The sequence below is a fragment of the Flavisolibacter ginsengisoli DSM 18119 genome (genome assembly GCF_900129295.1).
In the GTDB taxonomy this organism is placed as follows: Bacteria; Bacteroidota; Bacteroidia; order Chitinophagales; family Chitinophagaceae; genus Flavisolibacter; species Flavisolibacter ginsengisoli.
In genome coordinates, this window is record NZ_FQUU01000003.1 from 290172 (window position 1) to 316287 (window position 26116).

Genomic DNA, 26116 nt, shown 5'->3' on the forward strand with positions numbered 1-26116 from the left:
TTACACCAGGCAGCTTTTTTAATATAAAAAGGTCTATTATTCCCAACCTTGTTTTGCTACACCAGCTTTGATTGCTGCCATGGCCTTAGCCTCATTACATAATGTGGTAAGTTTATTTCCTTTACCATCATGTCCCTGGACCATATAAGCACCTTTTGCAGTTTTTGTGATGACTGCATCCTGGATAGGTACGCCCTTTTCCTTGGTTTTTACGTTATAAGCTGTGAGTTGCACATCAGACATATGATTAAGTTTTTTGGTTAGTAATGTTTAAATCTACGTTTTTTCGGCAAATTGAAGGCCAAAAATGTCCCTCCGGCAGATGAGCTTGCTATAAATGAAGAGCATTTCTTGATATCTAATGAAGATTAGATAATCCCACCAAAACATTAAGGGTATTAACCCCTGAGTTGGGCAATTTTAATCCTGCATTAGATATATGTCTCACCCGGAACTGGAGGTTGAGGAACAGGGGTTTATTTTTATTTAATTGCCTGAAAACGCCAAAGGCGAGGTTATCTGAAAAAATAAAGCCTTTTGCCTGCCTGGGAAGGTCTGCTGTTATATAATGAGGCCCTGATCCAAGCATTTGATATAGGTAAAGGCCGGGAGAAAGTTGCTCGTAATAGCGCAATCCAATGTTTGATCCAAATTCTATATCTAATGGGCGTACTGTAGCAACCAGGTTGAACTGTGGTTCAAGGTAAAAGGCCAAAAAATGCTGCTTTCTTTCTTTTCCAAACTGCCAGGAGAGATCAGCTGCAAAGAATATGGGGTTATATTTTGTTTCTATATTTATTTGATGTCCATACCCAACTATTGCCCCAGCGGATTTAAACTTCTGAGTGCTATCCTGGGCCATTACTGTATCGCATATAATAAGCAATAGGCTAAAGAGCAGAACCTTGCCATTTCCAATTAGTTTCATCATTTCCCTTCTTCCTGTTTGATAAAAAAGCGCAAACTTATTTTAAAATCTCTTCAATTTGTTGTAACTCATCTGTAGAGAAATGAGGGTTTTTGATACATTCGATAGAATCAATCACCTGGCTTGATTTGCTTGCGCCAATTATCACGGAAGTGATCCTTTTATCTTTCAATACCCAGGCGAGAGCCATCTGGGCAAGACTCTGTCCCCTGCCTTTGGCCATACTATTTAGCCGATCTACTTTTTGTAAAGTTGAAGGGGTTATTGCATCTGCTTCAAGGGCTCCATTACCCCGGGCACTCGCGGCCCTGGAGTCTAAAGGTATCCCATTTAAATATTTATTCGTCAGTAGTCCCTGGGCCAGCGAAGAAAAGGTGATGCAGCCTACGCCATTATCATCCAAAACATCTAGTAGTTTCTCCTCCACCCATCTTTCCAGCATTGAATACTTTGGCTGATGAATCAATAGTGGGGTGCCAAGAGAATTTAGAATATCAATGGCTTTTTTAGTCTCTTCTGCGGAATAACTTGATATCCCAATATATAATGCCTTTCCCTGCCTCACCATAAGATCCAGGGTTCTCATGGTTTCTTCCAAAGGGGTAACAGGATCTGGCCGATGATGGTAAAATATATCTACATAATCAAGGCCCATGCGAATAAGGCTTTGATGGAGGCTGGCCATTAAATATTTTTTCGATCCCCAGTCTCCATATGGACCTGGCCACATGGGCCATCCTGCCTTGGAAGAAATGATCAATTCATCTCTATAAGGCCTGAGATCCCTGGAAAGTATTTTACCAAAGGTGACTTCAGCCGCACCCGGTGGGGGGCCATAATTGTTAGCCAGATCAAAATGGGTTATACCATTATCAAAGGCAGTATGAACAATTTCCCTGCATTTTTCAAAATCATCAATTTCACCGAAGTTGTGCCACAGCCCAAGGGATAGGGCAGGGAGCATCAAACCACTGTTACCACATCGCCTGTATTGCATTTCATTATACCTGCCTTGTTCTGGAGAATAGCTCATATTCAATTATTATTCGTTAAAATTAATTGAAACTGGAAAGCAGTTTAGACTTTAATTAAAATGAACTTGAATCATTTGAGCAATAAAGTATGTCAATGAGGGAATTATTGTATTTATGAATAAAGCCCGGGGGTACCCGGGCTTTAGTATTTATAAGAAATGTATTGAATGATTAAACATCTATCCTTGCATACTTGGCATGGCTTTCAATAAATTCACGACGGGGCGCTACTTCATCACCCATCAGCATACTGAAAATTCTGTCTGCTTCTGCAGCGCTTTCAATAGTTACCTGCTTTAATGTGCGGGTACCTGGGTTCATAGTTGTTTCCCATAATTGTTCAGAATTCATCTCTCCAAGGCCTTTATACCGCTGAATATTTACAGCACCTTCATTGCCACCACCTAACTTTTCAACAAGTTGTTTCCTTTGATCTTCGTTATAAGCATATGCCTGTTCTTTGCCTTTTTTCACAAGGTATAAAGGTGGCTGGGCTATAAACACATAACCTTGTTCCACCATCTCTTTCATATAACGGTAGATAAATGTCAGGATCAGGGTGGCAATGTGACTTCCGTCCACATCGGCATCCGTCATAATGATCAATTTGTGATAACGAAGCTTCGCAATGTTCAATGCCTTAGGGTCATCCGGTGTTCCAACGGTTACTCCAAGGGCAGTATACATATTTCGTATCTCTTCATTTTCATAGATCTTATGTTCCATTGCTTTCTCTACGTTCAGAATCTTTCCACGCAAAGGAAGAATAGCCTGGAAACTCCTGTCGCGGCCTTGTTTGGCTGTTCCACCTGCCGAGTCACCCTCAACCAGGTATAGTTCGCAACGTTCAGGATCTCTATCTGAGCAGTCGGCCAGCTTTCCGGGTAATCCACCGCCACTTAATACAGATTTACGCTGTACCATTTCCCTGGCTTTCTTGGCTGCAGCTCTGGCCTGAGCTGCCAATATCACTTTCTGGATAATATTTTTAGCTTCCCTTGGATTTTCTTCCAGGTAGGCTTCAATTACCTTGGAAACTGTTGTATCAACAATACCCATGACCTCGTTGTTGCCAAGCTTTGTTTTGGTTTGTCCTTCAAACTGCGGCTCAGGAACTTTTACAGAAATAACAGCACTCAATCCTTCACGGAAGTCATCACCTTCAATTGTAACCTTGGCCTTTTCAAACATTCCATTCTTATCGCCATAGCTTTTAAACACCCTGGTCAAGGAACGTCTGAAGCCGGCTACGTGGGTTCCACCCTCTATGGTATTAATGTTATTTACATAAGAATAAATATGCTCATTATAGCTGGTATTGTAGGTCATAGCCACTTCAACCGCTACATTATTTTTTTCATCTCTGCCTTCAACAAAAAGGGGCTTAGGTAAAAGGCTTTGCCTTCCGGCATTTGCATCCAGCATCTCCACGAATTCTACTATACCACCTTCACTAAAAAAGGTTTTGGTATAGGTTAAACCAGTTTCATCATCTTTTTCCCGAAGATCATTTAAAGTGATGCTAAGGCCCTTGTTTAAAAAGCTTAATTCCCTCAGGCGACTTTCAAGGATGTCTTTTATATAAAGCGTGGTAATGAAAATAGTATCATCAGGCCAGAAGTGAACTTTAGTTCCCCTTTTTCCTGATTCTCCTATCTCCCTAACGGTGTATTGAGGTACACCAATACGATATTCCTGTTCAAAAATCTTTCCTTCACGAAATACAGTAACATGAAGTTTCTTACTGAGGGCATTCACACAACTCACACCCACACCGTGAAGACCACCGGAAACCTTATAAGAATCTTTATCAAATTTACCACCGGCATGCAATACGGTCATTACCACTTCCAGTGCAGATCTTCCTTCCTTGGTATTGATGCCTGTGGGAATACCACGGCCATCGTCTTCAACAGATACTGAATTATCCTCATGAATGGTGACAAGGATATTTTTACAATGTCCTGCAAGGGCTTCATCAATTGAATTATCTACGACCTCGTAAACAAGGTGGTGCAAACCCTTAACACCGATATCGCCAATATACATGGCAGGACGTTTACGAACCGCTTCCAGGCCTTCTAAAACCTGTATGGAGTCGGCGCCATAAGCTGGCATTACTGTAGGTGTGGAAGTACTTACAACTGAATCTAAAATATCACTCATTTCAAGCTTAAATTTAAGCACCGGGGATGGTGCAGGTCCATTCTTGCAAATGTATCGAAAAAGGCCTTCATAACCAATGGGAAAGACGTTAAAACCCGGCTTTTTTAAATGGTTTCAGGTTTTCATTTTTAGGGTACCGGAAATCAATCTTAGCCTTGCAGCTGCTTTCTTTGTTTTTTCATTAAATTCATTGTTAATAGATTACTTTGAATAAGAAAATAAGTGGCCTTAATTATTTTTTTATTTGATTTGAAAGGCGGGGGTTTTTAATGTATAAAACTCCATTTATTACCTCAGATAAAATGCTTTTTATACCGATAGTTCGACTTAAATAATCAACCATGAAACAAAAACATGAAGTGGTATGTTTCGGAGAAGTGTTGTGGGATGTTTTGCCTACAGGAGCTTTACCTGGAGGTGCCCCAATGAACGTTGCTTATCACCTGCAGAAATTGGGCGTCAATGCCGCCATGATCTCCCGGGTGGGCCAGGATGACCGGGGCGAACAATTGAAAAAGGTTTTACAGCAAAACGGGCTATCCCTGGAATATCTTCAGACCGATGAGCAACATGAAACCGGGGTTGTTAATGCTACCTTTAGGCCTAATAATGAAGTATTGTATGATATTGTTTTCCCAGTAGCGTGGGATTTTATAGAATGGAATGCTTCGTTACAAAACCTTGTCGAAGAATCTACTGTTTTTGTTTATGGTAGCCTGGCGGCCCGAAATGAAATATCAAGAAAAACGCTTTTCAAACTAAGGGAAGCTGCACATAAAAGAGTTTTGGATATTAACCTACGTCCTCCTCATTTCAATACTGAATTGATCGAAGACCTGTTGAGAAATACAGATATAGTCAAGCTGAATGATCATGAACTGGATTTTATTACCCAGTCGCATCATTCAAATTCTGTAATAGAAGACAAGATCAGGTTTTTACAGGATAAGTTCTCTATTCCCGTTATCATAGTTACAAGAGGCAGTAAAGGAGCCATCTTATGCAACGAAGGCCAATTGTTTAACCATGGAGGATTTAAAGTAACAGTTTGTGATACTGTTGGAAGTGGTGATGCCTTTTTGGCTGCCTTTATTTATAAATCCCTCAAAGGTGCCAGGCCAGATGAACAATTACAATATGCTAATGCCGTAGGAGCATTTATCGCTTCCAGGCAAGGAGCTTGCCCCGAATATGGGCAGGAACAAATTGAAGAATGGATCAATGGGATAGTAGTCCCTGACTAAAGATTTACCTAGGTACACCATTCATTTTTTCAGCCATAAGCTGCCTGACTATTTTCTCAAGCTCGTAGATCCGCTTTTCCATTTCTGGCAAATTGCGAAAAACAGCCTGGCTTCTCAAAACGCTGCTATAATCAGCCGCGGGAGATCCTGTTACCGTACCATAAGGTTCTTTCATGGATTTACTAACACCGCTTTGGGCATTTATTCGTGATCCATCGGCTATCTGGATATGGCCAACAATTCCTGCCTGCCCCCCGATCATAACATTTTTGCCTACTTTGGTTGAACCGGAAATGCCCACCTGGGCAGCTATTACCGTACTTTCTCCAACTTCTACGTTATGGGCTATTTGGATAAGGTTATCAAGTTTGGCTCCCGCTTTTATACAGGTTGACCCCATGGTAGCCCTGTCAATGGTGGTATTAGCGCCAATTTCTACATCGTTTTCAACCAGTACATTCCCTATCTGTGGTACTTTTTTAAAGGAACCATCCGCCTGGGGGGCGAATCCAAATCCATCACTTCCAATTATAGTTCCAGCATGAATGATCACCCTGTTTTGCACAACACAATCATGGTAAATCTTTACCCCCGGGTGAATGAGGCAATCATCTCCAATTACAACATTATCACCCAAAAAGGTATTTGGGAAGATCTTTGTATTCTTTCCTACCTGCACATTTTCCCCAATATAGGAGAAGGCTCCAACAAATACATCTTCCTCAAGCTTGGCTGAAGAAGCTATATAGCTTGGCTGCTGAATACCTTTCATTTTTTGAGTGGCCATTTCCTGGTACTTACCCAATAATTGGGCAAATCCAGTATATGCATCCGGTACCCTTATCAGGGTTGGTTTTACCGGGTCTCTTAGCTCATAGTTTTCATTAACAATTGCAATAGAAGCCTGGGTAGAGTAAAGGAAATCCTCGTATTTTGGATTGGCTAAAAAAGTAAGCTGCCCTTCCTGCGCTTCTTCTATTTTTCCAAAAGAAGAAACAGTTACATCGGCATTCCCCTCAATTCTTCCATTTAATAATATAGAGATCTGGGCGGCTGTAAACTGCATAGATTATAAGTAAAAGTTCAAAATGTTAGTATAAAGTTCAAAGTTCCGGTCATCAATAACACAAAAACGCTTTATTAATTGTTTTCTGTAAATATTTTAAACTTTTAACTTTTATACGCTCAGCGGAAATAGCAAAGGTAATATTTTTTGACAGGGGAGGATACTTGTTGGTGGATCAGGGCATTATCCACTTTGGAAATATCAGATATGGTTCCATCCTTATAAAGAATTTTAATGTGTTCATCGTTAGGGTTATACGTAGTATTGCTTGCCTCTCCGGTAAAAATGAAGTAGGACGCTTCTTCCAGCGTTATTTTTAATTTATCGGCTAGATCAGACCTAAGTGCTTCAACAAGTAAGTTGTCAAAAGGCTCTGATTGCAATTTGATCTTTAGTAGTTTCCGGTCTACCAAACCCTTACATAACCGGCCCAGTACAGGATCAAAATGGCCGCACCAGTTTTTAAGGGTGCACATAATATCTGTATCATCCAACTGGGTAAATCTTTCCAGGTGCTTGATAAAGTTACCATCCGGCTGATGTTCCTTTAAAAAGAAGTTCAGGTTTGTGGAAGCAGCATGTAACTCAATGCCGCTGGCAATAAGTTCATTGGCACGATCAATTATCTTGACAAGCATTTTTTCTGCTGCTACCACGGTTTTATGTAAGTAAACCTGCCAGTACATAAGTCTTCTTGAAACCAGGAACTTCTCCACCGTATAGATAGCCTTTTCTTCTATCATCAATTGGCCTTCATGAACAGTAAGCATTTTCAATATCCTGTCATAGCCAATAGCACCTTCAATGACGCCTGTGAAAAAAGAGTCCCGCGTCAAATAATCCATGCGATCCACATCCAGCTGTCCCGACACCAATTGATGTAGAAATTGCTTGGTGTAGGTTCCGCTAAAAATCTCAATGGCAATCGCCAGTTTGCCATTAAACTGCTCGTTTAACAGTTGCAATATCAGTGAGGAAATATCCTCGTGATGCACCCCCTTGATGAGCTTTCTTTCTAAGGCATGTGAGTAAGGACCATGTCCAATATCATGGAGTAGAATGGCTATTTTGGCTCCCTGTTCTTCTTCTTTTGTTATATCTACCCCTTTATTGCGCAATTCTGTTAATGCTAGTCCCATCAAATGATAGGCTCCAAGAGAGTGGTGTAATCGGGAATGCACTGCGCCGGGATATACCAGGGAGGCAAAAGCCATTTGATGTATCCTTCTTAACCGCTGGTAATAGGGATGGGAAATGATCTCAAATATGAGCGGATCATCAATGGTAATAAATCCATAAACAGGGTCATTGATTATTTTCCTTACATATGCCATGAGAAATTGCTTTGTTAATAATTCCCTGCTTAAAAATTACATGCCTGAAGGGATGTGTAAATTTGTTAGCTTGTAATAGTTTTCACCGCAAAGTACGTAATGACGTAAAGGTTGTACAAAGTTTCTTCAAACACTTTTCTACATCTGACTGGGTGGTGGGTATTAAATTTTAATAATAACAGGATTTACATGAGCCAGGCAAAAATTCTTTGGGTAGATGATGAAATAGAAAGTTTACAATCGCAGAAAATATTTCTGGAAAACAAAGGTTATCAGGTGCATACCCTTACCAATGGCTTTGATGCCATTGATTATATAAAGGAGAATGTTGTGGATGTTGTTTTGATTGATGAATCAATGCCTGGCATTACAGGGCTGGAAACACTGGCCAAGATAAAGGAAGTGAACGGCCAGATCCCTGTGGTGCTTATTACAAAAAATGAAACAGAGAACCTGATGAATGAGGCAATAGGAAGCCAGATATCTGATTACCTGATCAAGCCTGTTAATCCAAACCAGGTGTGGCTATCTCTGAAAAAGATCATTGACAACCGGAGGTTGGTGGCCGAAAAAACAACAACAGCCTATCAACAACAATTTAGAAACCTGTTCATGGCACTCAATAGTAGTCCCGACTTTAATGAATGGATGGGGATCTATAAAGAGCTGGTACATTGGGAACTTAGCCTTCAGCGAAGTGATAGCCCGGAAATGCAGGAAGTTTTTCTTACACAGAAAAACGAGGCCAATTCTGAATTTTTCAAATTTATTTCCCGGAATTATCTGTCATGGATAAAAGAAAAGGGTGGCGCTAAACCTGTAATGTCGCATACACTGATACGTGAAAAAGTGTTGCCGGTAGTGGAAAAAGGCGTGTCGACTTTCTTTGTTCTTATAGATAACCTTCGGTTTGACCAGTGGCGTACCATAATGCCTATTTTTCTTGAAAGCTATAGGTTGGTAGAAGAGGATACTTTTTACAGCATCTTGCCTACAGCTACGCATTATGCCCGTAATGCCATATTTGCAGGGATGCTGCCTATAGATATTGAAAAGAAATTTCCGCAACAATGGAAGAATGATGATGAAGAAGGTGGTAAAAATTTAAGTGAAGAGGAATTCTTTAAGGCTCAATTGAAATCAATGGGCGAGGACCAGCTTCGAACATCCTATACCAAAGTGCTGAATAACCAGGCAGGTCTTGATCTGGTCAATAATGTTCATAATTTATTGTCGAATGATCTGAATGTAATCGTCTACAACTTCGTCGATATGCTCTCGCATGCACGAACAGAAATGGAAGTGCTTAAAGAACTGGCAGGCGATGAAGTGAGCTACCGTAGCATCACAGCCTCCTGGTTTGAACATTCGCCATTGCACCAGGCATTAAAAAAGATTGCTGATAAAAATGTAAAGATCATATTAGCTACTGACCATGGCAGTGTGCGGGTGAAAACTCCGGTAAAAGTGATAGGGGATAAACAGACGACTACCAACCTTCGCTACAAACATGGGCGAAACCTGAATTATGACCCCAAAGAAGTGCTTGCTTTTCGTGAGCCTAAAGAAGGCGGACTGCCTTCACCCACTATAAATTCTTCCTACATTTTTGCAGGTGAAGATGTATTCCTTTGTTATCCTAATAATTACAACCACTATGTGAATTATTACCGCAACACTTTTCAGCATGGAGGAATAAGCCTTGAAGAAATGATTGTACCGGTTATTCAATTGGTAAGCAAATAGTTTGTAACTGTAACTGAAATGATTAATTTTTAAGTTTTTACTTTTGCCTTTCCATGAAATATACACAGAATACACTAGATAAGATTGAAAAAGTAATTGAAGAAGTGGGCTATATCATCCGTTATGAAAGAGGTACCTTTCAAAGTGGTTTTTGCATTCTGGAAGATAAAAAAGTAGTAGTACTAAATAAATTTCTTCAACTGGAGGGACGAATCAATACCCTTATTGAGCTTATTCCCCAATTGAAGATCGAGGCAGATGCATTATCTCCTGAAAGCCGCAAAGTATTTGATGATATAATGGGTCGTTACCATGCAGGAAAGAGCGAGGAAGAGAACTTTAGCAATAATCAATAGTAGAATTTAAGATGAACCTGTAAACAATTGTCTGTGCAACATTGCCCCCCGTTAAAAATAACGTTTCTTGGCACTGGTACCAGCAGTGGAGTTCCCATGATTGCCTGCGATTGCGAGGTTTGTACATCACCGGCAAAAGAGGATAAAAGACTTCGGAGCAGTATATTGGTCCAATCCGAGGATACCACTTTAGTGGTGGACACTACTCCCGATTTCAGGATGCAGATGTTAAGAGAAAATGTAAAAACACTTGATGCTGTTTTATTTACCCATCCACATAAGGATCATATTGCTGGCCTGGACGACGTAAGAGCCTATAATTTCTTCCAGGAGCAGGCCATGCAGATCTATGCCAATCAAATGACCATAGATGGATTGATGCGGGAATTTGCATACGCCTTTGCCGATAAAAAGTATCCTGGTGTTCCCAACCTGGAGTTGAACACCATCAATCTGGAACCATTTATTATAGGTGATATACCAGTGACCCCTGTTTTGGTTTGGCACCTGAAAATGCCTGTATATGGTTTTCGCTTCGGGAAGTTCACTTATATAACTGATGCGAACATGATCGAGGAATCTGAAATGGAAAAGATCTGGGGCAGTGAAGTGCTGGTGTTAAATGCCCTTAGAAAAGAAAAGCATATCTCTCACTATAACCTCAATGAGGCAGTTCATATGGTGGATAAATTGCAAATCCAAAAGGGATACTTCACCCATATTTCTCACCAGCTCGGCCGGCATGCTGAAGTAGAAAGCCTCTTGCCCGAAAACAGGCACCTGGCTTACGATGGTTTGGTCATACATGTCTAAAGCACATGTTTCATACAAACTATTCATTTACATTTGTCACCCTTAACACGATTTGCTACATGAATTTTGAACCGAACGAATTAACGCTACAAGTGGCCCATACAGCCCGTGATTTTGCCCGACAACATATCAAGCCCCATGTTATGGATTGGGATGAAAGCCAGGAATTTCCATTACAGATATTTAAACAGTTGGGTCAATTGGGAATGATGGGAGTTTTGGTGCCTGAAGAATATGGTGGTGCTGGACTTTCTTATTTTGAATACAAAACAATCATTGAAGAAATAGCTAAGGTAGATGGTTCTATTGGCTTAAGTGTGGCTGCACATAATTCATTGTGTACCGGCCATATACTTTTATTTGCCAACGAAACACAAAAAAAACATTACCTGCCAAAGCTGGCCACAGCTGAGTGGTTAGGCGCCTGGGGATTAACAGAACCTAATACCGGTAGCGATGCAGGAAATATGAAATGCACGGCTGTGAAAGAAGGCGATAATTGGGTAATTAACGGGACCAAGAACTGGATCACTCATGGACGTACAGGCGATGTTGCTGTGGTTATTTGTCGCACAGGAGAACCAAGAGAAAAGAATAACGCTACAGCTTTTGTGGTGGAAAGAGGAACACCTGGATTCAGTGGAGGTAAAAAAGAGAATAAACTTGGCATGCGGGCATCTGAAACTGCAGAAATGATCTTTGAAAATTGCATCATTCCAGATGCAAACCGCCTTGGCGAAGTCGGTGAAGGATTTAAGCAAGCTATGAAAGTTCTGGATGGCGGTAGGATCTCAATAGCCTCCCTTTCGTTAGGTATAGCTAAAGGAGCCTATGAAGCGGCTGTTCAGTATGCACAGGAACGCCACCAGTTTGATAAACCTATTTCGTCCTTCCAGGGCATTTCCTTTAAGCTGGCAGATATGGCTACCGAGATTCAGGCAGCAGATCTTTTAACATTAAAAGCCTGCGATCTGAAAAACCGCCATGAGCCTGTAACTAAGGTAGCGGCTATGGCTAAATATTATGCAAGTGAAGTGGCAGTAAAAGTTTCCAATGATGCCGTTCAGGTATTCGGGGGTTATGGCTATACCAAAGATTTCCCTGTGGAGAAATTTTACAGGGATTCTAAATTATGCACCATCGGGGAAGGTACCAGTGAAATTCAAAAGCTAGTTATTTCAAGAGAAGTATTAAAAGCCTGATAATAGATCAAAGTCCAAGCCCTGGCATAATGCCAGGGCTTTATTATTTAACTTCCTGCATCTGCACCAGCTTATAGTAATATCCTTTCTTGTCTAATAGTTGTTCATGCGTTCCCCTTTCAACAATGACTCCTTTTTGCAATACAATGATCTCATCGGCATGCCTGATGGTAGATAGCCTGTGAGCAATAACAATAGAAGTACGGTTCTCCATCATTTTATTAATGGCATCCTGTACCAATCTTTCACTTTCTGTATCCAATGCAGATGTGGCTTCATCCATTATCAGTATTGGGGCATTTTTGTAAATAGCCCGCGCAATGGTTAGACGCTGTCGCTGTCCACCGCTCAGGCGCATGCCCCTGTCACCGATCATAGTATCATAACCTTCTTCGAGTTCGGCAATAAAATTATGGGCATTAGCTGCTTTTGCTGCTGCAATGGCTTTCTCCCTGTCAATTATGGTATTACCAAAAGTGATGTTGTTAAGCACCGAATCATTGAAAAGAATGGCTTCCTGCGAAACAATAGCCATCAATGAGCGCAGATCATGAACTTTAAGATCCCTAATGTCTGTATCATCCAACAAAATGGTTCCTTCAGTAACATCATAAAATCTAGGAACCAGGTCTGCCAATGTTGATTTACCGGCTCCACTTTCTCCAACAAGAGCTATCATCTTTCCTTTTGCAATAGTTAGGTCTATGTTGTGCAACACGTTCTCGTGCATGTAGGAAAAACCAATGTTTTTTAGATGAATGGAATGGTTGAATGCATGTACAGGCAAAGCATTTTCCTTTTCCTTTATCCTTTGCGGTTCGTCTAAAATGTTTAATACCCGCTCTCCGGCTACAAGGCCTCTTTGAAGATTAGTTATTGCAACAGAAATATTTTTGACAGGATTAATGATCTGGTAATAAAACCCGATATAGGCTATAAAGGATGATGCAGTCATATTACTTCTTCCTTCCAGGATCAGGTAGCCTCCATAAATAATGATCACTACTATCACTGTAACACCCAGGAATTCAGACAATGGTGATGCAAGTTCTCTTTGGTTAGTAATGGATTTGGTAGTACGTGCTAGTTTATCGCTTTCTGTTAAAAACTTCCTGTTGATAAAATCTTCTGCATTAAAGCCCTTGATAATGCGGATTCCACTGATGGTTTCTTCAGATAAATTTAGAATAGTTCCAAAGAGGCTCTGTCCCAGGTGCGATTTCTTCCGAAGTCTTTTGGAGATGGACGATATGATCAAACCAGAAACGGGGAAAAAAACAAGCGTGAAGAAGGTAAGCTGGGGCGACAGGTAAAATAAAAACGCAAATGTTGCTATCACGACAAGTGGATCCCGGAAAAGTGTTTGTATTGCACTCACTACCGTGGTTTCAATTTCACCAACATCATTACTGATAATCGACAAAAGGTTGCCTTTCTTTTGTGTATGAAAAAACTGCAGTGATTGTGTGCTGTACCTGTAAAAAAGGTCTTCCCTGATGCGCTTTACCAGGTTTACCCGCATCCTTGTCAGCACCTTTTGGCTTAGAAATCCAAACAGGTTTTTAAGGAAAACAAATAGAAGCATAACAGCGCATACATAGGCCAGTACGCTGATCTTGCTCGTAGTTTGTATGTAATAGTTCAGGTTGTAATAAAAGGCAGCTTTGAAATACTCAGCTGATAAATGAAACGGTGGTAAGGAAGTTACCAGGGCCTGTTTTTTGGTTTCAAATAATACATCAAGCAACGGAATAATCAAGGCAAAATTTAGCAGGCCAAATATGATGTAGAAGAAAATATAAATACAATATTCAGGAATATAGTGTCTATAGGGTTTGGAAAATTGTAAGAGCCGGAAGAAAATTTTCATGAAAGCTGTGCTGTTATTAATTATATACTTTTGCAAAATACGTGAAAAACCTGCTGTGCTGGCTCAAAGCGTGTTAATATAAATAATAGGAATGCCACTTATCAGTATCATTACAGCCATACACAATGGTTTAGCATTTAACCAGCTCTTTTTCGAATCTCTCTCAAAATATACTGTTCATCCCTTTGAATTGATCATAATAGATAATGCATCCACCGATGGCAGCCGTGAATATTTCCAGGGCGTTGGCGCCACGGTTATTTGCAATGAAGTAAATTATTCTTATCCCTATTGCCAGAACCAGGGAATAGCTGCATCCAAAGGCGAATACCTCTTTTTCCTAAATAATGACCTTGTCTTATCACCCAAATGGGACGAGATATTAGTTGAGGTTTCAAACCGGCACCAGGTGGACGTTCTGTCTGCCTCAGGTATTGAGAACCTTGGAAATAAAAAGGATACACAAGCTATAGACCGCAAATGGAAGCGTACAAAAAATCCATTAATGGCTTTTGGCTTTGGAAAAAGGAACCTTTCTTTTATGCACAGGCTGATGTATGGTAACTGGGAAAAATTTTGTGCTTCAAGGTTTCAGAGGTATCATTGGGATATTGTGGAAGGCATTGTTGGTAATAATGTCATGATCACCAGGCATGGCCTGAACCTTGTAGGTCTTTGGGATGAGCGTATGCAGGAAGCCGATTTTGACTTGTTTATGCGCACAAAAACAAGGGCCTTGAAATATAAGGATATTAAACCTTGCCAGATTGCCCTGGGTGCCTTTATTCACCATTATGGCAAGATGACCTTAAAATATGCTGTTAAGCGGAAGCCATTTGCAGATCAGCAGAATCTTATCAGTTTATATGATAAGTGGACAAATCAACAGATCGATGAATTACATCCCGATAACAGTACCATTAGAAAAAGATAAGTTATGCAGGAAAATAAACGACAAAAACAAATAGGTGGGTTGATCAATGAAGAATTGGCCACAATCTTTCAGCTTCTTGGATTGAACATTATTGATGGGGGCATGGTTTCAATATCATCTGTCAAGGTTACTCCCGACCTCTTAGAGGCAAGGGTTTACCTTAGTATTTTTAATGCAAAGGACAACAAGGCGGCTCTTAAAAAGATCGAGGAGAGGGCCTGGGAAATAAAAAAAGAACTGGCTGCCCGTGTCAAACACCAGCTTCGCCGTATCCCTGAAATGAAATACTTCCTGGATGATACCCTGGATCATGTATTTAAAATGGAGGAATTGTTCAAGCAGATCAAGAAAGAAGAAGGCGAAAATCCTCAAGGGGAGGGTCAAGCTCAAAATGATTAAATAGCGGTACCCTTACACTACCATGTCAACTTAACCTTAAAACCTTCCAAAGCAGTGAATTTTCTTTTTGCCTGGAGATATTTTAAAGCAAAGAAATCTACCAATTCCATTAATGTCATTTCCTGGATTAGCATCCTGGCCATTGTAATTGGAACTGCTTCATTGATCCTTGTATTGAGCGTATTTAATGGGTTTGAGGGACTGGTAAAATCATTGTATTCATCATTTTATCCTGACCTGAAAGTTTCTCCTCTTTCCGGAAAAGAAATGGTATTGACCCAGGAGCAACTTCAAAAATTAAGATCTGTCAAAGGTGTCAGGAATGTTTCACTTGTCGTGGAAGAAAAGGCCTTATTGAAAAACGGTGATTACCAGACTATTGTCAGTCTGAAGGGGGTGGATGATAATTATACGGCGGTTACCAATATCAGGGACCAGATCGTAAAAGGAGATTTTAATACCGGTACAGCCGATGATGCCTTATTAGTCCTGGGAGCAGGTATTGAGAGTGCAGTAGGTGTGCAGACAGACAGGAACCTGGTACCCCTGGCAATTTACCTGCCCAGGAAAGGAGAAGTAAGCTTGTCCGATCCGTTCAAATCATTAAGTGTGGATACTATCAATACTTCCGGCACATTTTTGATCCAGCAGGACTTTGATAATAAATACGCATTGACTAACCTGGCTTTTGTGAAGAATATGCTGGGTATGAATGCTGATACCTATGGTGGAGCTGAGATAGCTATTGATAACCGTATGGATGCTGATGCTGTACAGCAAATGGTTAAAGATGCACTTGGTAAACAATACATTGTTCTCAATCGTTATGAGCAAAATGCTAGTTTGTTCTCCGTAATGCAGGTAGAAAAATGGATGATCTATGCCATCCTGTCGCTGATATTGGTGGTAGCTGCTTTCAATATGATTGGTGCACTGACGATGCTGGTGCTGGAAAAAAAGCAGGATATCAGTGTGCTCCATGCTTTGGGGGCTGACCGATCCTTCATACAGCGCATATTCCTTACCAGTGGGTTATTGCTTGCTTTTTTAGGAGGCGGGGCCGGGATGCTACTGGCCTTTATTATAGGCACAGCCCAGACTAAGTTTCACCTGGTACCCCTGGAAGGGAACACTTTCATGGTCAACTATTTCCCCGTTAAAATGGTATATACAGACTTTATATTAGTTAGCGTAACCGTTATCGTGATCGCATTGATCGCGTCCTGGATCCCCGCCAGGAAGGCGGCTGCCCAGCAGTTTATTTTAAGAAGTGAATAAGATCGCCCAATACTTCCTATCAATAATCGCCGAGGGTTTCCGGTAGTTGAGCAAGAGCATTTTTTAATTGCTCATCATTTGGAGCCACTCCATGCCAGTTGTGGTCGTTTTCCATAAAATCAACCCCTTTTCCCATAATGGATGTCATAATAATGGCAATAGGCTTACCCTTGCCGGTTAATGCCCTTGCATTCTCTAAAGTTTTTACAACTTCATCCATGTTGTTACCATCCATTTCAAGGGTATGCCAGCCAAATGCATCGAATTTCTGCTTAATATCCCCCAGGTCATTTACTTTCTTAGTAGTGCCGTCTATTTGTTGTCCGTTCCAGTCAATGGTGGAGATGAGGTTATCAACCTTATGGTTAGGCGCAAACATGATAGCTTCCCAGTTCTGGCCTTCCTGTAGCTCGCCATCACCATGCAAGGAGTAAACTATGGTATTATCATTATTTAATTTCTTCGCTAATGCGGCCCCGATAGCAACACTCATTCCCTGGCCTAAGGATCCGGAAGCAATGCGAACCCCCGGCAAACCCTCATGAGTGGTGGGATGCCCTTGCAGCCTTGAATTAAGCTTACGGAAAGTAGCCAGCTCGGCCACATCAAAATAGCCAGACCTTGCCAACACAGAATAAAAAACTGGGGATATATGCCCGTTAGACAATATAAAGACATCCTGGTCCTTTGCATCCATATCAAAAACCTCAGGATTGTGCTTCATTTCTTGGAAATACAGGGCCGTTAAAAAATCAGCGCACCCTAATGAACCACCAGGGTGGCCGCTATTGGCCCCATGCACCATTCTTAATATATCTCTTCTTACTTGTGAAGCTGTTTCAACTAGACTTGGCATAAAAATTTGTAGATTAATATTCCTGGTTAACACTTTAAGGATAATTCAGGAGTTGCAAATGTGCAACCTTTTTTTATAAAAACTATTTTGCTTAAGTCATTACCTTTGATATCCCTATACCAGGATTCACATAAAAATTGTGAGGCTTAACTGATGGAACCTATATTTACACACCTAAACCCTGCTGAATGCTAAATGTGTTATTGACAGGAGTTGTTTCTTTCATGATCACTTTAGTAGCATTGCCTGCTATCATCAGAGTTGCGGATGAAAAAAAGCTTTTCGATCTGCCAGATGAAAGAAAACTCCATACCAAAACCATAGCATCTCTTGGAGGTGTTGGTATTTTCCTTGGCTTTTTTATTTCCACGCTATTACTGATCTCCAATAAGGATAATATCCCCTTTCAGTATTTCTTTGCTTCAGCGCTGGTGATCTTTTTTCTTGGCCTTAAGGATGACATCCTTATCATTTCAGCTACTAAAAAGTTCCTCGGCCAGTTGTTGGCTGCCTCCATATTGGTTCACCTGGCTCATGTTCGTATCGATAGCATGCATGGTTTCCTTGGTGTATACCACCTGCCGGAATTGGCCAGTATTTTTCTTTCCTATGCTACAATCATAGTCATTATCAATGCATTTAACCTGATAGACGGTGTAGATGGGTTGGCTGCATCCCTCGGGGTGGTGGCTACAACAGTATTTGGTTTTTATTTCTTTATGGCGGGGCTTATAGCCTATTCCATGCTTTCATTTGCCATGACGGCCAGTCTTTTGGCTTTTCTGTATTTTAATTACCACCCTGCCCGGATTTTTATGGGCGATTCAGGTTCACTGCTCCTGGGAATGGTTAATGCCATCCTGGTAATCAAATTTATTGGGGCGGCAGATGCAAAGGGTGTTATCCTGCCACTGACATCTTCAGTCGCTATTGGATTTTCTATACTAATAGTTCCCCTTCTGGATACTCTGAGGGTTTTCAGCATCCGGATCTTTAAAGGCAGATCACCTTTCTCGCCTGACCGCAACCATATTCACCATTTGCTTTTAGATAGGGGGCTTGATCATAGTAATGTTACCCTTACCTGCGTAGGTTTAAATATCAGCTTTATTGTAGTGGCTTTCCTTGCCCGCCCTATTGGCTCCACTTTATTACTTGGAACCATGATCCTTGGCTGGTTTGCCATTATTGGGGCTTTGATATATTTATGGAAACCAAAACCACAATTAGTGGTAGTACAACCTGGTGCTGAGCAAAAGCACCTCTCTTCTACCAAGGTAGTTTCTATTTCAAATGAAGTGGCTGTTGCACGGCAATAGTTCAAAGAGTTGATCAGAAATCTCTATCCTTTATTAGATTTGCGCTACAAAATTGTAAGGAATGTCAGCAGAAGATGTGTCATTAACACTTGAGTTAGCGGAAGACTCTATGAAAAAGGCTATAAGTCACCTGGAAGCCGAATTAGGAAAGATTCGTGCAGGTAAGGCCAACCCTCAAATGCTTGATGGGATAGTAGTTGATTATTATGGTTCTCCTACACCTATCGGCCAGGTGGGCAATATTAGTGTGCTGGATGCCCGCACCTTAACTATTCAGCCATGGGAAAAAAATATGCTGCAGCCAATTGAGCGGGCTATCATTAACTCCAACATAGGTATCAATCCTCAAAATGACGGGGTGATCATTCGTTTGTTCCTTCCGCCTCTCACTGAAGAACGCCGCAGGGAACTGGTGAAAAGGAGCATGGGTGAAGGTGAACATTCAAGGATTGCTATCCGTAACATTAGGCGTGACGCTATTGAAAGCATAAAAAAAGCGCAAAAGAATGGACTCAGTGAAGATGCTGCTAAGGATGCAGAAGCTGATATCCAGGTTGTTACAGATAAATATATTGCATTGGTAGATAAGCACCTGGCAACAAAGGAAAAAGAGATCATGGTCGTCTAAAAGTTATAGGAGCCTGCGGTTTGTCTGTTCGTTAATCGAATGAATGAAACGCAGGCTTATTTATTTGCCAGGTATACTCCGCCAAGGATGATGCCCAGGCAACCTACCTGGTTCAACGTCACATTTTCATGGTCCAGCAAGCCCCAGAGAATAGATACTATAGGAATAGCATAAGTAACCAGGGATGCAAATAAACCTCCTGCATTCCTGATCAATCCATAAAATAATACGGTTGCAATAGCGCTTCCCACAACCCCTAATAAAACTGAGGCTGCTATTGACCAGATTGCTCCTTCATCAAATTGGGCAATAGCAAAAACGTTTTGCTGCCATGCAATTATTCCTGCAGGTATAGAAAGGATGGCCAATGAAACTGTGGCCATTTTTAAAGGATCAACTTCCTTAAGATAATGACTTACTATGTTCACATTCAGCCCATAAAAGAAAGTGGCAAGCAAAATCAGCAATGTATATCCCAGGTTAACCGAATTCACAGAACCTTTGGCAAAGCTCAATATTAAAAGTCCAATAAAACCTATCAGTACCCCCGCAATCTTCCTGTTCGGCATTTTAGCTTTAAAAAAGAGCACTCCAATGATGATCACAAAAAGTGGAGTCAGGGAGTTCAGTATGCCTTCCATTGAACTTTCAATATGTTCTATGGCAATTGCAAAAAGAAACGCAGGAAAGAAATTGCCTAATAAACCGGAACATACTACCAGCGCTAACTTTTGCCTGGGAATTTTTGAAATATGAAATAAGGCAAAAGGAATAAATACAAGCCCGGCCGAAAAGATCCGTAAGGCTCCTATTTGAATACCCGTAAGATTTTCAGAGCCTTTTTTCATCAAAATGAAGGAACTGCCCCAGATCAGCGATAACAAAATGAAAATACTCCAGTTTCTTAGTTTATGATTGTTCATAAAATACGATCAGTTCCTCCTTTGAAATATTAATGATCCCACGTAATGAGTTTGCAAAAGTGCAGAAGGATTACATTTGAATACAATAAATCTTTTTCATGAGCCGGTTATCAGACATTAGTACAAAAGCTCCTAAAGAGCTGGATAAAGAAAAGATAAAAGGTGAAACAGCCAAACTTGTAAAACGCTTTGATGAATTGCAATACCTGTTGTATGCAGAAAGCAAGCATGCAGTGCTGGTTATTCTACAGGGATTGGATGCCAGTGGTAAAGATGGCGTTATCAATAAGGTCTTTGGGCAGCTAAACCCACAAGGAGTGCAGGTTACATCCTTTAAAGCACCAACCGAGGAAGAATTGAAACATGATTTTCTTTGGCGTATTCACAGGCATGCACCTGAAAAAGGAATGATCCAGATCTTCAACCGGAGCCAATATGAAGATGTGTTAGTAACGCGTGTACATGGTTGGTGCGATGATGAAACAGCCAATAAAAGGTTTGAGGCTATCAACCATTTTGAACAACTGCTCACTGTTCATAACAACACCATGGTTTTTAAGTTTTACCTCCACATATCTCCTGAAGAGCAACAGGCAAGATTTAAAGAAAGGCTGGAAGATCCACGTAAAATGTGGAAATACAATAAGAGAGATTTTGAAGAAGCTGCCATGTGGGAAAAGTATATGAAGGTTTATGAAGATGTTTTCCAGAATTGCAATGTTTTACCATGGACCATTGTGCCTGCAGACCAAAACTGGTATAAGGAATATGTAATTGCCAAAGAAGTGGTAGAAGCGTTAACTAAGTTGGATATGAAATATCCACAAATAAAGGAAGAGGCTCGATAAACTATTCATTTGGCTTATATTAGTAAAACTAAAACTATACATTATGGGATTTGTAAAAGAATTCAGGGAATTCGCGCTTAAAGGCAATGTTATAGACCTTGCCATAGCAGTTATCATAGGTGCTGCTTTTGGTGCCATAATTTCTTCATTGGTTGACGATGTGATCACACCGCTTCTTTTAACCCCTGCTTTGAAGGCTGCACATGCCGAAGACCTGGATAAGCTTACGTGGGGAGCTGTTAAATACGGCAAATTCCTGGCTGCAGTTATCAAGTTCCTACTTGTAGCCCTGGTTTTATTCCTGATTATACAGGGCATCAATAAGATGAAGCGTAAGAAAGAAGAAGTAGCTCCTGCTCCGCCTGAATATTCACTGCAGGAAAAACTCCTGATAGAGATCAGGGATTCTCTTAGGAAATAACTATTAACCAGCTTTTTGTCCTATAAATCGTATTTTTGACCAGTCCCGTTTATTAACGGGACTTTTCTTTTAAATATTGACCGTGAGTACTTACCAGATAAAGCTTGACCAGTTTGAAGGCCCCTTTGACCTCCTTCTTTTCTTCATTGAAAGGGATGAACTGGATATATACAATATTCCCATCACCAGGATCATTAATGATTTCCTGGATTTTATCCATTCACAGGAATCATTGAATATTGAGCTCTCCAGCGAGTTTATCCTGTTCATATCGACCCTTATGCGTATCAAGGCAAAAATGCTGCTGCCACGCAAGGAAATAGATGCACAGGGTAATGAGATAGATCCCAGGCAGGAATTGGTAGATAAGATACTGGAGTACAAAAAGTATAAGGAAGTATCAGCACGCATGGCGGAAATGGAAGCCGACAGGATGCTGATGATCAAAAGAGGAAATATTCAAAAAGAACTTTCCTCTATTGGTGAGGAAGCCAGTGAAGGAACGGAAGTGCAAACCATTACCATGTTCAAGCTGATGAAGGCATTTGAACGCGTGATGCAGCGCTACCACGACAGGTTTAATAAGCCTATGCACACCGTGGTCCGCTACAATTACTCCATCGAACAAAGCAAGACTGACCTGATATCCAAGGCCCAAAGCGAAAGGACGTTATCTTTTGAAAGAGTTTTTGACAACATTGAGAACAGGGTTCAAGCGATCTTTATATTTCTATCCATGCTGGAACTGGTCCAGGGAAAGTTTCTGCGTATTATGATAGGCGAAGGCAAGAACAATTTCATTGTGGAATACAACGAAGCTGAAGAAGGCCTAACGGATGAAGAGCATATGAGACTGTTGTAGGCAAAAGGAAAGCGTTGGTTGACAGGTTAACAAGTTGAAAAGTTGATAAGGAGAGAAAGAAATGTAAAATGCAAATAAAAAATTTGCCTTAGATCAATAAGACCCCCTTATAAATAAACATCGCCGAAAGGTTGATAACACTCAATAGTAACATTCTACCTAAGTAAATGATGCCTGGCATTACAACAAGTTTGCATCCCACCGGTAGGTATGACCTAAATAACCAGAAACAAAAAACTATAAACTATAAACAGTTGAAGTTTCTTTAACCATTTCCCTCACTGCGTTGGCTATTCCCTGTTCGTCATAGCCACACTCGCGGTGAAGATCTTTCAGGGTGCCATGTTCAACAACCCGATCAGGTATACCCAGCATTCTAAGCTCGTTCTTATAGCCATGTTCAGCCATGAACTCTGTTACTGCACTTCCAAAGCCACCTACAATGGTTCCATCTTCCACAGTGATGATTTTAGAATATTCTTTGAGTGCCTCATGAAGTAATTCTTCATCCAATGGCTTGGCAAAACGCATATCAAAATGTGCCGGAGTAATACCGTCTTTGCGCAGTTCGCGAATGGCAGCCGCTGCAAAATTGCCCGGGTGTCCTATAGTAAGGATGGCAATGTCTTTACCGTCACGTAGTTTTCGGCCCTTACCGATCTGTATCTCTTCAAATGGCTTTCTCCATTCCGGCATCACGCCTTCACCCCGTGGATAGCGGATCACAAAGGGTAGTGTAGTACTGTCTAATTGCGCTGTGTACATCAGGTTGCGCAGTTCCTGCTCATTCATTGGAGCAGAAATGATCATATTAGGAATGCACCTGAAATAGGCAATATCATAGGCACCATGGTGCGTTGGACCATCTTCACCTACCAGTCCGCCACGGTCAAGGCAAAAAACAACCGGCAGCTTTTGAATAGCTACATCATGCACCACCTGGTCGTAGGCACGCTGCATAAAGGAAGAATAGATATTGCAAAAGACCTTCATGCCCTGTGTAGCCATGCCGGCACTTAAGGTAACAGCATGTTGTTCACAGATGCCTACATCAAAGGCACGGTCAGGCATTTTCTCCATCATAAATTTGAGTGAAGAACCTGAAGGCATTGCGGGGGTAATGCCAAATATCTTTTTATTCTGTTCTGCCAGCTCAATTATAGAATGGCCAAAAACGTCCTGGTATTTCGGTGGTTGGGGAATATCGTATTTCTTTTTAAAGATCTCACCTGTGATCTTATCAAAAAGACCGGGTGCATGCCACTTGGTCTGGTCTTTTTCTGCAAGGGCATAACCTTTACCTTTTACAGTAATGATATGCAGCAACTTGGGACCCGGTATGCTGCGCAGATCTTTAAGCGTATCAACCAGCTTGGTAATATTGTGACCGTCAATAGGTCCAAAATACCTGAAGTTGAGGGCTTCAAAAAGATTACTGCTGCGTGTTACCATTCCCTTGATGCCTGCTTCCAGTTTGCTGGCCATATCCCTGGTGAAGCGTTTACCAACCGGCAGCTTGCCCAATAGGTTCCAGACATCATCCCTAAGTTTATTATAAGTGGGAGAGATGGTAATATCGGTCAGGTATTCCTTTAAAGCACCAACATTAGGGTCAATGCTCATGCAGTTGTCATTGAGTATCACCAGCATGTCGGCATCTGTCACACCTGCATGATTCAAAGCTTCGAAGGCCATCCCCGCTGTCATAGAACCATCACCAATGATGGCAACGGACTTTCGGTCTGTTTCACCTTTGTATTTTGCCGCCATGGCCATGCCAAGGGCAGCAGAAATAGAAGTAGAGGAGTGACCTACTCCAAAAGTATCATACTCGCTTTCTGATCTTTTAGGGAAGCCGCTTAGTCCTTTGTATTTCCTGTTGCTGATAAAATTGTCCCTTCTGCCTGTTAGTATTTTATGTCCGTAAGCCTGGTGGCCCACGTCCCATACCAATTGGTCATATGGTGTGTTATAGATATAGTGGAGGGCCACACTGAGTTCCACCACGCCAAGGCTGGCTGCAAAATGCCCACCATGAACACTGACCACGTCAACAATGAATTGACGCAATTCATCACACACCTGGTGTAATTGCTCCTTTGGAACCTTTTTCAGGTCCTCAGGCGAATTGATCGTTTGTAAAAGCGGCCCGGCAGGTATTTGCATTAAGGATGTTTAAAGCTGTAAAAATATTTACTTTTTTGCCAAAAGTTGGCATCCTTCAAAAGGTTAACAAAACCGGAGTCATATGGTTGGATATGTGAAACAAATCTATTTCCGTTGTTTTGGATATGACTAGAAGCAGGTAGATGTATGAAAAAAGTCAAAACTCAAAAGCTAAAATGTAAATAATGGACATCAATGGGCTATTCAGCCTTAAACAAGCCAATATTTACATTAACGATCGATCAGAAGGGGCTCAAATACTAACATTTTCCAACTATATCCTATACATAAGCCATAGATGTACTGAGGATATCCCGACTCTATAAGAGTCGGCTTATCGTCGGCTTATCCTCGGCTTATCCTCGGGATATCCTCGGGATATCTCCTACTCTGATTGACTATTGTATTCAACCTTGAGGGTAGGAAAAACTACCGGTTTAGCGGTTAGAAACCAATTATTACTTGGAATCGAACAGGTATGGGTGCTGATTCTTATTTATAAGCGCTTATTAAGAATCTGCAATCACTTTTGAGGGATTGGGTAGCAGCCAGGTAAATAAGCCAGGATAGGTAGCGCTTAGCTACCTTTATTTGCAACATATTATTCCATTTGTAAAACTTATCTTCCACTGGTATATTTACGCAACCTTGTTACAAAGCCTCCTCTTTAAATTTGTATATGCAGTTTAAGCTGAACAGATATTGGACCTTCCAGATAGTGGGTTGGGGACTTTTTGGCATTATCAATATATTCTTTGCCTTCATTTTCGGGCAATTTAAAGCCACCATGCTGTGCCGCCTGTTGTTTTTCCTTGAAATAGGTATCATCAGTTCTCATTTCATGCGCCAGATCATCCGTAAAAATTCACTTTTATTGCGGCCTATTAACCAGCAGATCATTTTTTTGCTGATACTAACTTTGTTATTCGCCTCTTTTTTCAGCCTGGTGCAAACACCTTTTGAAGCTTTTTATAATTTTTACCCTACAGGCAAACCTGCACCGTTTCATGTGCATTTCTTTTATAATCTCTCTTCCTCCTTTGTACTATTGTTCATCTGGAACAGTATATACTTTATGTATCACTATGTAGCCAAGAGCCGGAAGCAGCAACTGGATACGCTGCAACTGGAAGCATTGGTGAAATCATTGGAACTAAAAACCATCAAAGCCCATATCAATCCACATTTCATATTCAATGCATTGAACAGCATACGTGCATTAATAGACGAAAACCCGGCAAGAGCCCGCAGGGCCATCACCGAGTTGAGTAATATTTTACGAAGCAGCCTGCAGGCTGAAAAAGGTGAGACAGTGTCGCTTGAAGAGGAATTGAAAATTGTTAAGGATTACCTGGCGCTTGAGCACATGCGGTTTGAAGACCGGCTTCAGGTGGAATATGCAATTGATGATGATACTCTGGGACAACAAGTGCCCCCGATGATGTTGCAAACCCTGGTGGAAAACGCCATCAAGCATGGTATAAGCAGGCAGTTGAAGGGTGGTGTGGTGAAGATCATTAGTGATTTTAAAGAGAATTATCATGAACTGGCCGTACAGAATACAGGGCACCTGAATGGAGGGGCTTCGCATGGAGGATTTGGATTGTCGAGCACCCAGGATAGGCTGGAACTGCTATATGGTAACAAGGCAAGATTCCAGATACAGCAATTGAATAAAGAGCTGGTAGAAGCAAAGGTGCTGATACCCGCCTGAAAATGGATA

The 26116-nt window shown here is 41.1% G+C and carries 24 protein-coding genes; 14 read left to right on the top strand and 10 right to left on the bottom strand.

Annotated elements, in window-relative coordinates; all coding sequences use genetic code 11:
• Positions 1-36: 36 nt before the first annotated feature.
• The 4 genes from BUA53_RS05090 to gyrB form a co-directional block, all read right to left on the bottom strand.
• Positions 37-243: a hypothetical protein gene (locus BUA53_RS05090; protein ID WP_072834168.1), complete on the bottom strand. Its 207-nt coding sequence runs from the start codon at positions 241-243 to the stop codon at positions 37-39.
• A 115-nt stretch (positions 244-358) separates the two neighbouring features.
• Complete coding sequence (locus BUA53_RS05095) at positions 359-931, bottom strand: acyloxyacyl hydrolase (RefSeq protein ID WP_072834169.1); 573 nt, start codon at positions 929-931, stop codon at positions 359-361.
• Between the two features lie 34 nt (positions 932-965).
• Positions 966-1961 (bottom strand): L-glyceraldehyde 3-phosphate reductase, encoded by a 996-nt coding sequence (mgrA, locus tag BUA53_RS05100; protein ID WP_072834170.1) that lies wholly within the window; start codon positions 1959-1961, stop codon positions 966-968.
• 172 nt (positions 1962-2133) lie between these two features.
• Positions 2134-4128 carry a DNA topoisomerase (ATP-hydrolyzing) subunit B gene (gene gyrB, locus BUA53_RS05105; protein ID WP_072834171.1) on the bottom strand — a complete coding sequence of 665 codons (1995 nt, stop codon included), beginning with the start codon at positions 4126-4128 and terminating at the stop codon, positions 2134-2136.
• 341 nt (positions 4129-4469) lie between these two features.
• Between gyrB and BUA53_RS05110 the strand changes: the two genes are divergently transcribed.
• Positions 4470-5372: a carbohydrate kinase family protein gene (locus BUA53_RS05110; protein WP_072834172.1), complete on the top strand. Its 903-nt coding sequence runs from the start codon at positions 4470-4472 to the stop codon at positions 5370-5372.
• A 4-nt stretch (positions 5373-5376) separates the two neighbouring features.
• On the opposite strand, the gene lpxD is transcribed toward BUA53_RS05110, so the two are convergent.
• Both lpxD and BUA53_RS05120 read right to left on the bottom strand, forming a co-directional pair.
• The gene (gene lpxD / locus BUA53_RS05115; RefSeq protein ID WP_072834173.1) at positions 5377-6438 is read right to left on the bottom strand and encodes a UDP-3-O-(3-hydroxymyristoyl)glucosamine N-acyltransferase; all 1062 of its coding nucleotides are present in this window, start codon (positions 6436-6438) and stop codon (positions 5377-5379) included.
• 119 nt (positions 6439-6557) lie between these two features.
• Entirely contained in the window at positions 6558-7772 is a 1215-nt protein-coding gene (locus BUA53_RS05120) for an HD domain-containing protein (protein ID WP_072834174.1), read from the bottom strand.
• Between the two features lie 189 nt (positions 7773-7961).
• Here BUA53_RS05120 and porX point away from each other — a divergent pair, with 189 nt between their 5' ends.
• From porX to BUA53_RS05140, 4 genes are read left to right on the top strand one after another with little or no spacing between them, the layout of a single operon-like run.
• Positions 7962-9518 (top strand): T9SS response regulator signal transducer PorX, encoded by a 1557-nt coding sequence (gene porX / locus BUA53_RS05125; protein ID WP_072834175.1) that lies wholly within the window; start codon positions 7962-7964, stop codon positions 9516-9518.
• A 53-nt stretch (positions 9519-9571) separates the two neighbouring features.
• Positions 9572-9874: a hypothetical protein gene (locus BUA53_RS05130; protein ID WP_072834176.1), complete on the top strand. Its 303-nt coding sequence runs from the start codon at positions 9572-9574 to the stop codon at positions 9872-9874.
• Between the two features lie 33 nt (positions 9875-9907).
• Positions 9908-10687 carry an MBL fold metallo-hydrolase gene (locus BUA53_RS05135; RefSeq protein ID WP_245793013.1) on the top strand — a complete coding sequence of 260 codons (780 nt, stop codon included), beginning with the start codon at positions 9908-9910 and terminating at the stop codon, positions 10685-10687.
• 59 nt (positions 10688-10746) lie between these two features.
• Positions 10747-11889 (top strand): acyl-CoA dehydrogenase family protein, encoded by a 1143-nt coding sequence (locus BUA53_RS05140; RefSeq protein WP_072834177.1) that lies wholly within the window; start codon positions 10747-10749, stop codon positions 11887-11889.
• Positions 11890-11932: 43 nt separating this feature from the next.
• Here the strand turns inward: BUA53_RS05140 and BUA53_RS05145 are convergent, their stop codons facing one another.
• Entirely contained in the window at positions 11933-13648 is a 1716-nt protein-coding gene (locus tag BUA53_RS05145; protein ID WP_245793014.1) for an ABC transporter ATP-binding protein, read from the bottom strand.
• 202 nt (positions 13649-13850) lie between these two features.
• Here BUA53_RS05145 and BUA53_RS05150 point away from each other — a divergent pair, with 202 nt between their 5' ends.
• Genes BUA53_RS05150 through BUA53_RS05160 form a run of 3 tightly spaced genes read left to right on the top strand, consistent with a single transcriptional unit; the run spans position 13851 to position 16370 of the window.
• Entirely contained in the window at positions 13851-14693 is an 843-nt protein-coding gene (locus BUA53_RS05150; RefSeq protein ID WP_072834179.1) for a glycosyltransferase family 2 protein, read from the top strand.
• A 3-nt stretch (positions 14694-14696) separates the two neighbouring features.
• On the top strand, positions 14697-15092 hold the full coding sequence (rbfA, locus tag BUA53_RS05155; RefSeq protein WP_072834180.1) for a 30S ribosome-binding factor RbfA: 396 nt from the start codon (positions 14697-14699) through the stop codon (positions 15090-15092).
• A 54-nt stretch (positions 15093-15146) separates the two neighbouring features.
• Complete coding sequence (locus BUA53_RS05160; RefSeq protein WP_072834181.1) at positions 15147-16370, top strand: FtsX-like permease family protein; 1224 nt, start codon at positions 15147-15149, stop codon at positions 16368-16370.
• A gap of 19 nt (positions 16371-16389) precedes the next feature.
• On the opposite strand, the gene BUA53_RS05165 is transcribed toward BUA53_RS05160, so the two are convergent.
• Complete coding sequence (locus tag BUA53_RS05165; protein WP_072834182.1) at positions 16390-17226, bottom strand: transketolase; 837 nt, start codon at positions 17224-17226, stop codon at positions 16390-16392.
• A gap of 188 nt (positions 17227-17414) precedes the next feature.
• Here BUA53_RS05165 and BUA53_RS05170 point away from each other — a divergent pair, with 188 nt between their 5' ends.
• On the top strand, positions 17415-18545 hold the full coding sequence (locus tag BUA53_RS05170) for a glycosyltransferase family 4 protein (RefSeq protein WP_072834183.1): 1131 nt from the start codon (positions 17415-17417) through the stop codon (positions 18543-18545).
• A gap of 61 nt (positions 18546-18606) precedes the next feature.
• Positions 18607-19173 (top strand): ribosome recycling factor, encoded by a 567-nt coding sequence (gene frr / locus BUA53_RS05175; protein ID WP_072834184.1) that lies wholly within the window; start codon positions 18607-18609, stop codon positions 19171-19173.
• A gap of 56 nt (positions 19174-19229) precedes the next feature.
• Here the strand turns inward: frr and BUA53_RS05180 are convergent, their stop codons facing one another.
• Positions 19230-20096 carry a DMT family transporter gene (locus BUA53_RS05180; RefSeq protein ID WP_072834185.1) on the bottom strand — a complete coding sequence of 289 codons (867 nt, stop codon included), beginning with the start codon at positions 20094-20096 and terminating at the stop codon, positions 19230-19232.
• A gap of 98 nt (positions 20097-20194) precedes the next feature.
• On the opposite strand from BUA53_RS05180, the gene BUA53_RS05185 reads away from it, so the two are divergent.
• The 3 genes from BUA53_RS05185 (at position 20195) to BUA53_RS05195 (ending at position 22227) form a co-directional block, all read left to right on the top strand.
• The gene (locus BUA53_RS05185) at positions 20195-20944 is read left to right on the top strand and encodes a PPK2 family polyphosphate kinase (RefSeq protein ID WP_072834186.1); all 750 of its coding nucleotides are present in this window, start codon (positions 20195-20197) and stop codon (positions 20942-20944) included.
• Positions 20945-20987: 43 nt separating this feature from the next.
• Positions 20988-21365, top strand: coding sequence for a large conductance mechanosensitive channel protein MscL (mscL, locus tag BUA53_RS05190; protein ID WP_072834187.1), 378 nt, complete (start codon positions 20988-20990; stop codon positions 21363-21365).
• 82 nt (positions 21366-21447) lie between these two features.
• Positions 21448-22227: a segregation and condensation protein A gene (locus BUA53_RS05195; protein WP_072834188.1), complete on the top strand. Its 780-nt coding sequence runs from the start codon at positions 21448-21450 to the stop codon at positions 22225-22227.
• Between the two features lie 237 nt (positions 22228-22464).
• Here the strand turns inward: BUA53_RS05195 and dxs are convergent, their stop codons facing one another.
• On the bottom strand, positions 22465-24393 hold the full coding sequence (gene dxs / locus BUA53_RS05200; RefSeq protein ID WP_072834189.1) for a 1-deoxy-D-xylulose-5-phosphate synthase: 1929 nt from the start codon (positions 24391-24393) through the stop codon (positions 22465-22467).
• A 679-nt stretch (positions 24394-25072) separates the two neighbouring features.
• Between dxs and BUA53_RS05205 the strand changes: the two genes are divergently transcribed.
• Positions 25073-26107, top strand: a complete 1035-nt coding sequence (locus tag BUA53_RS05205; protein WP_072834190.1) for a sensor histidine kinase — start codon at positions 25073-25075, stop codon at positions 26105-26107.
• Positions 26108-26116 lie beyond the last annotated feature (9 nt).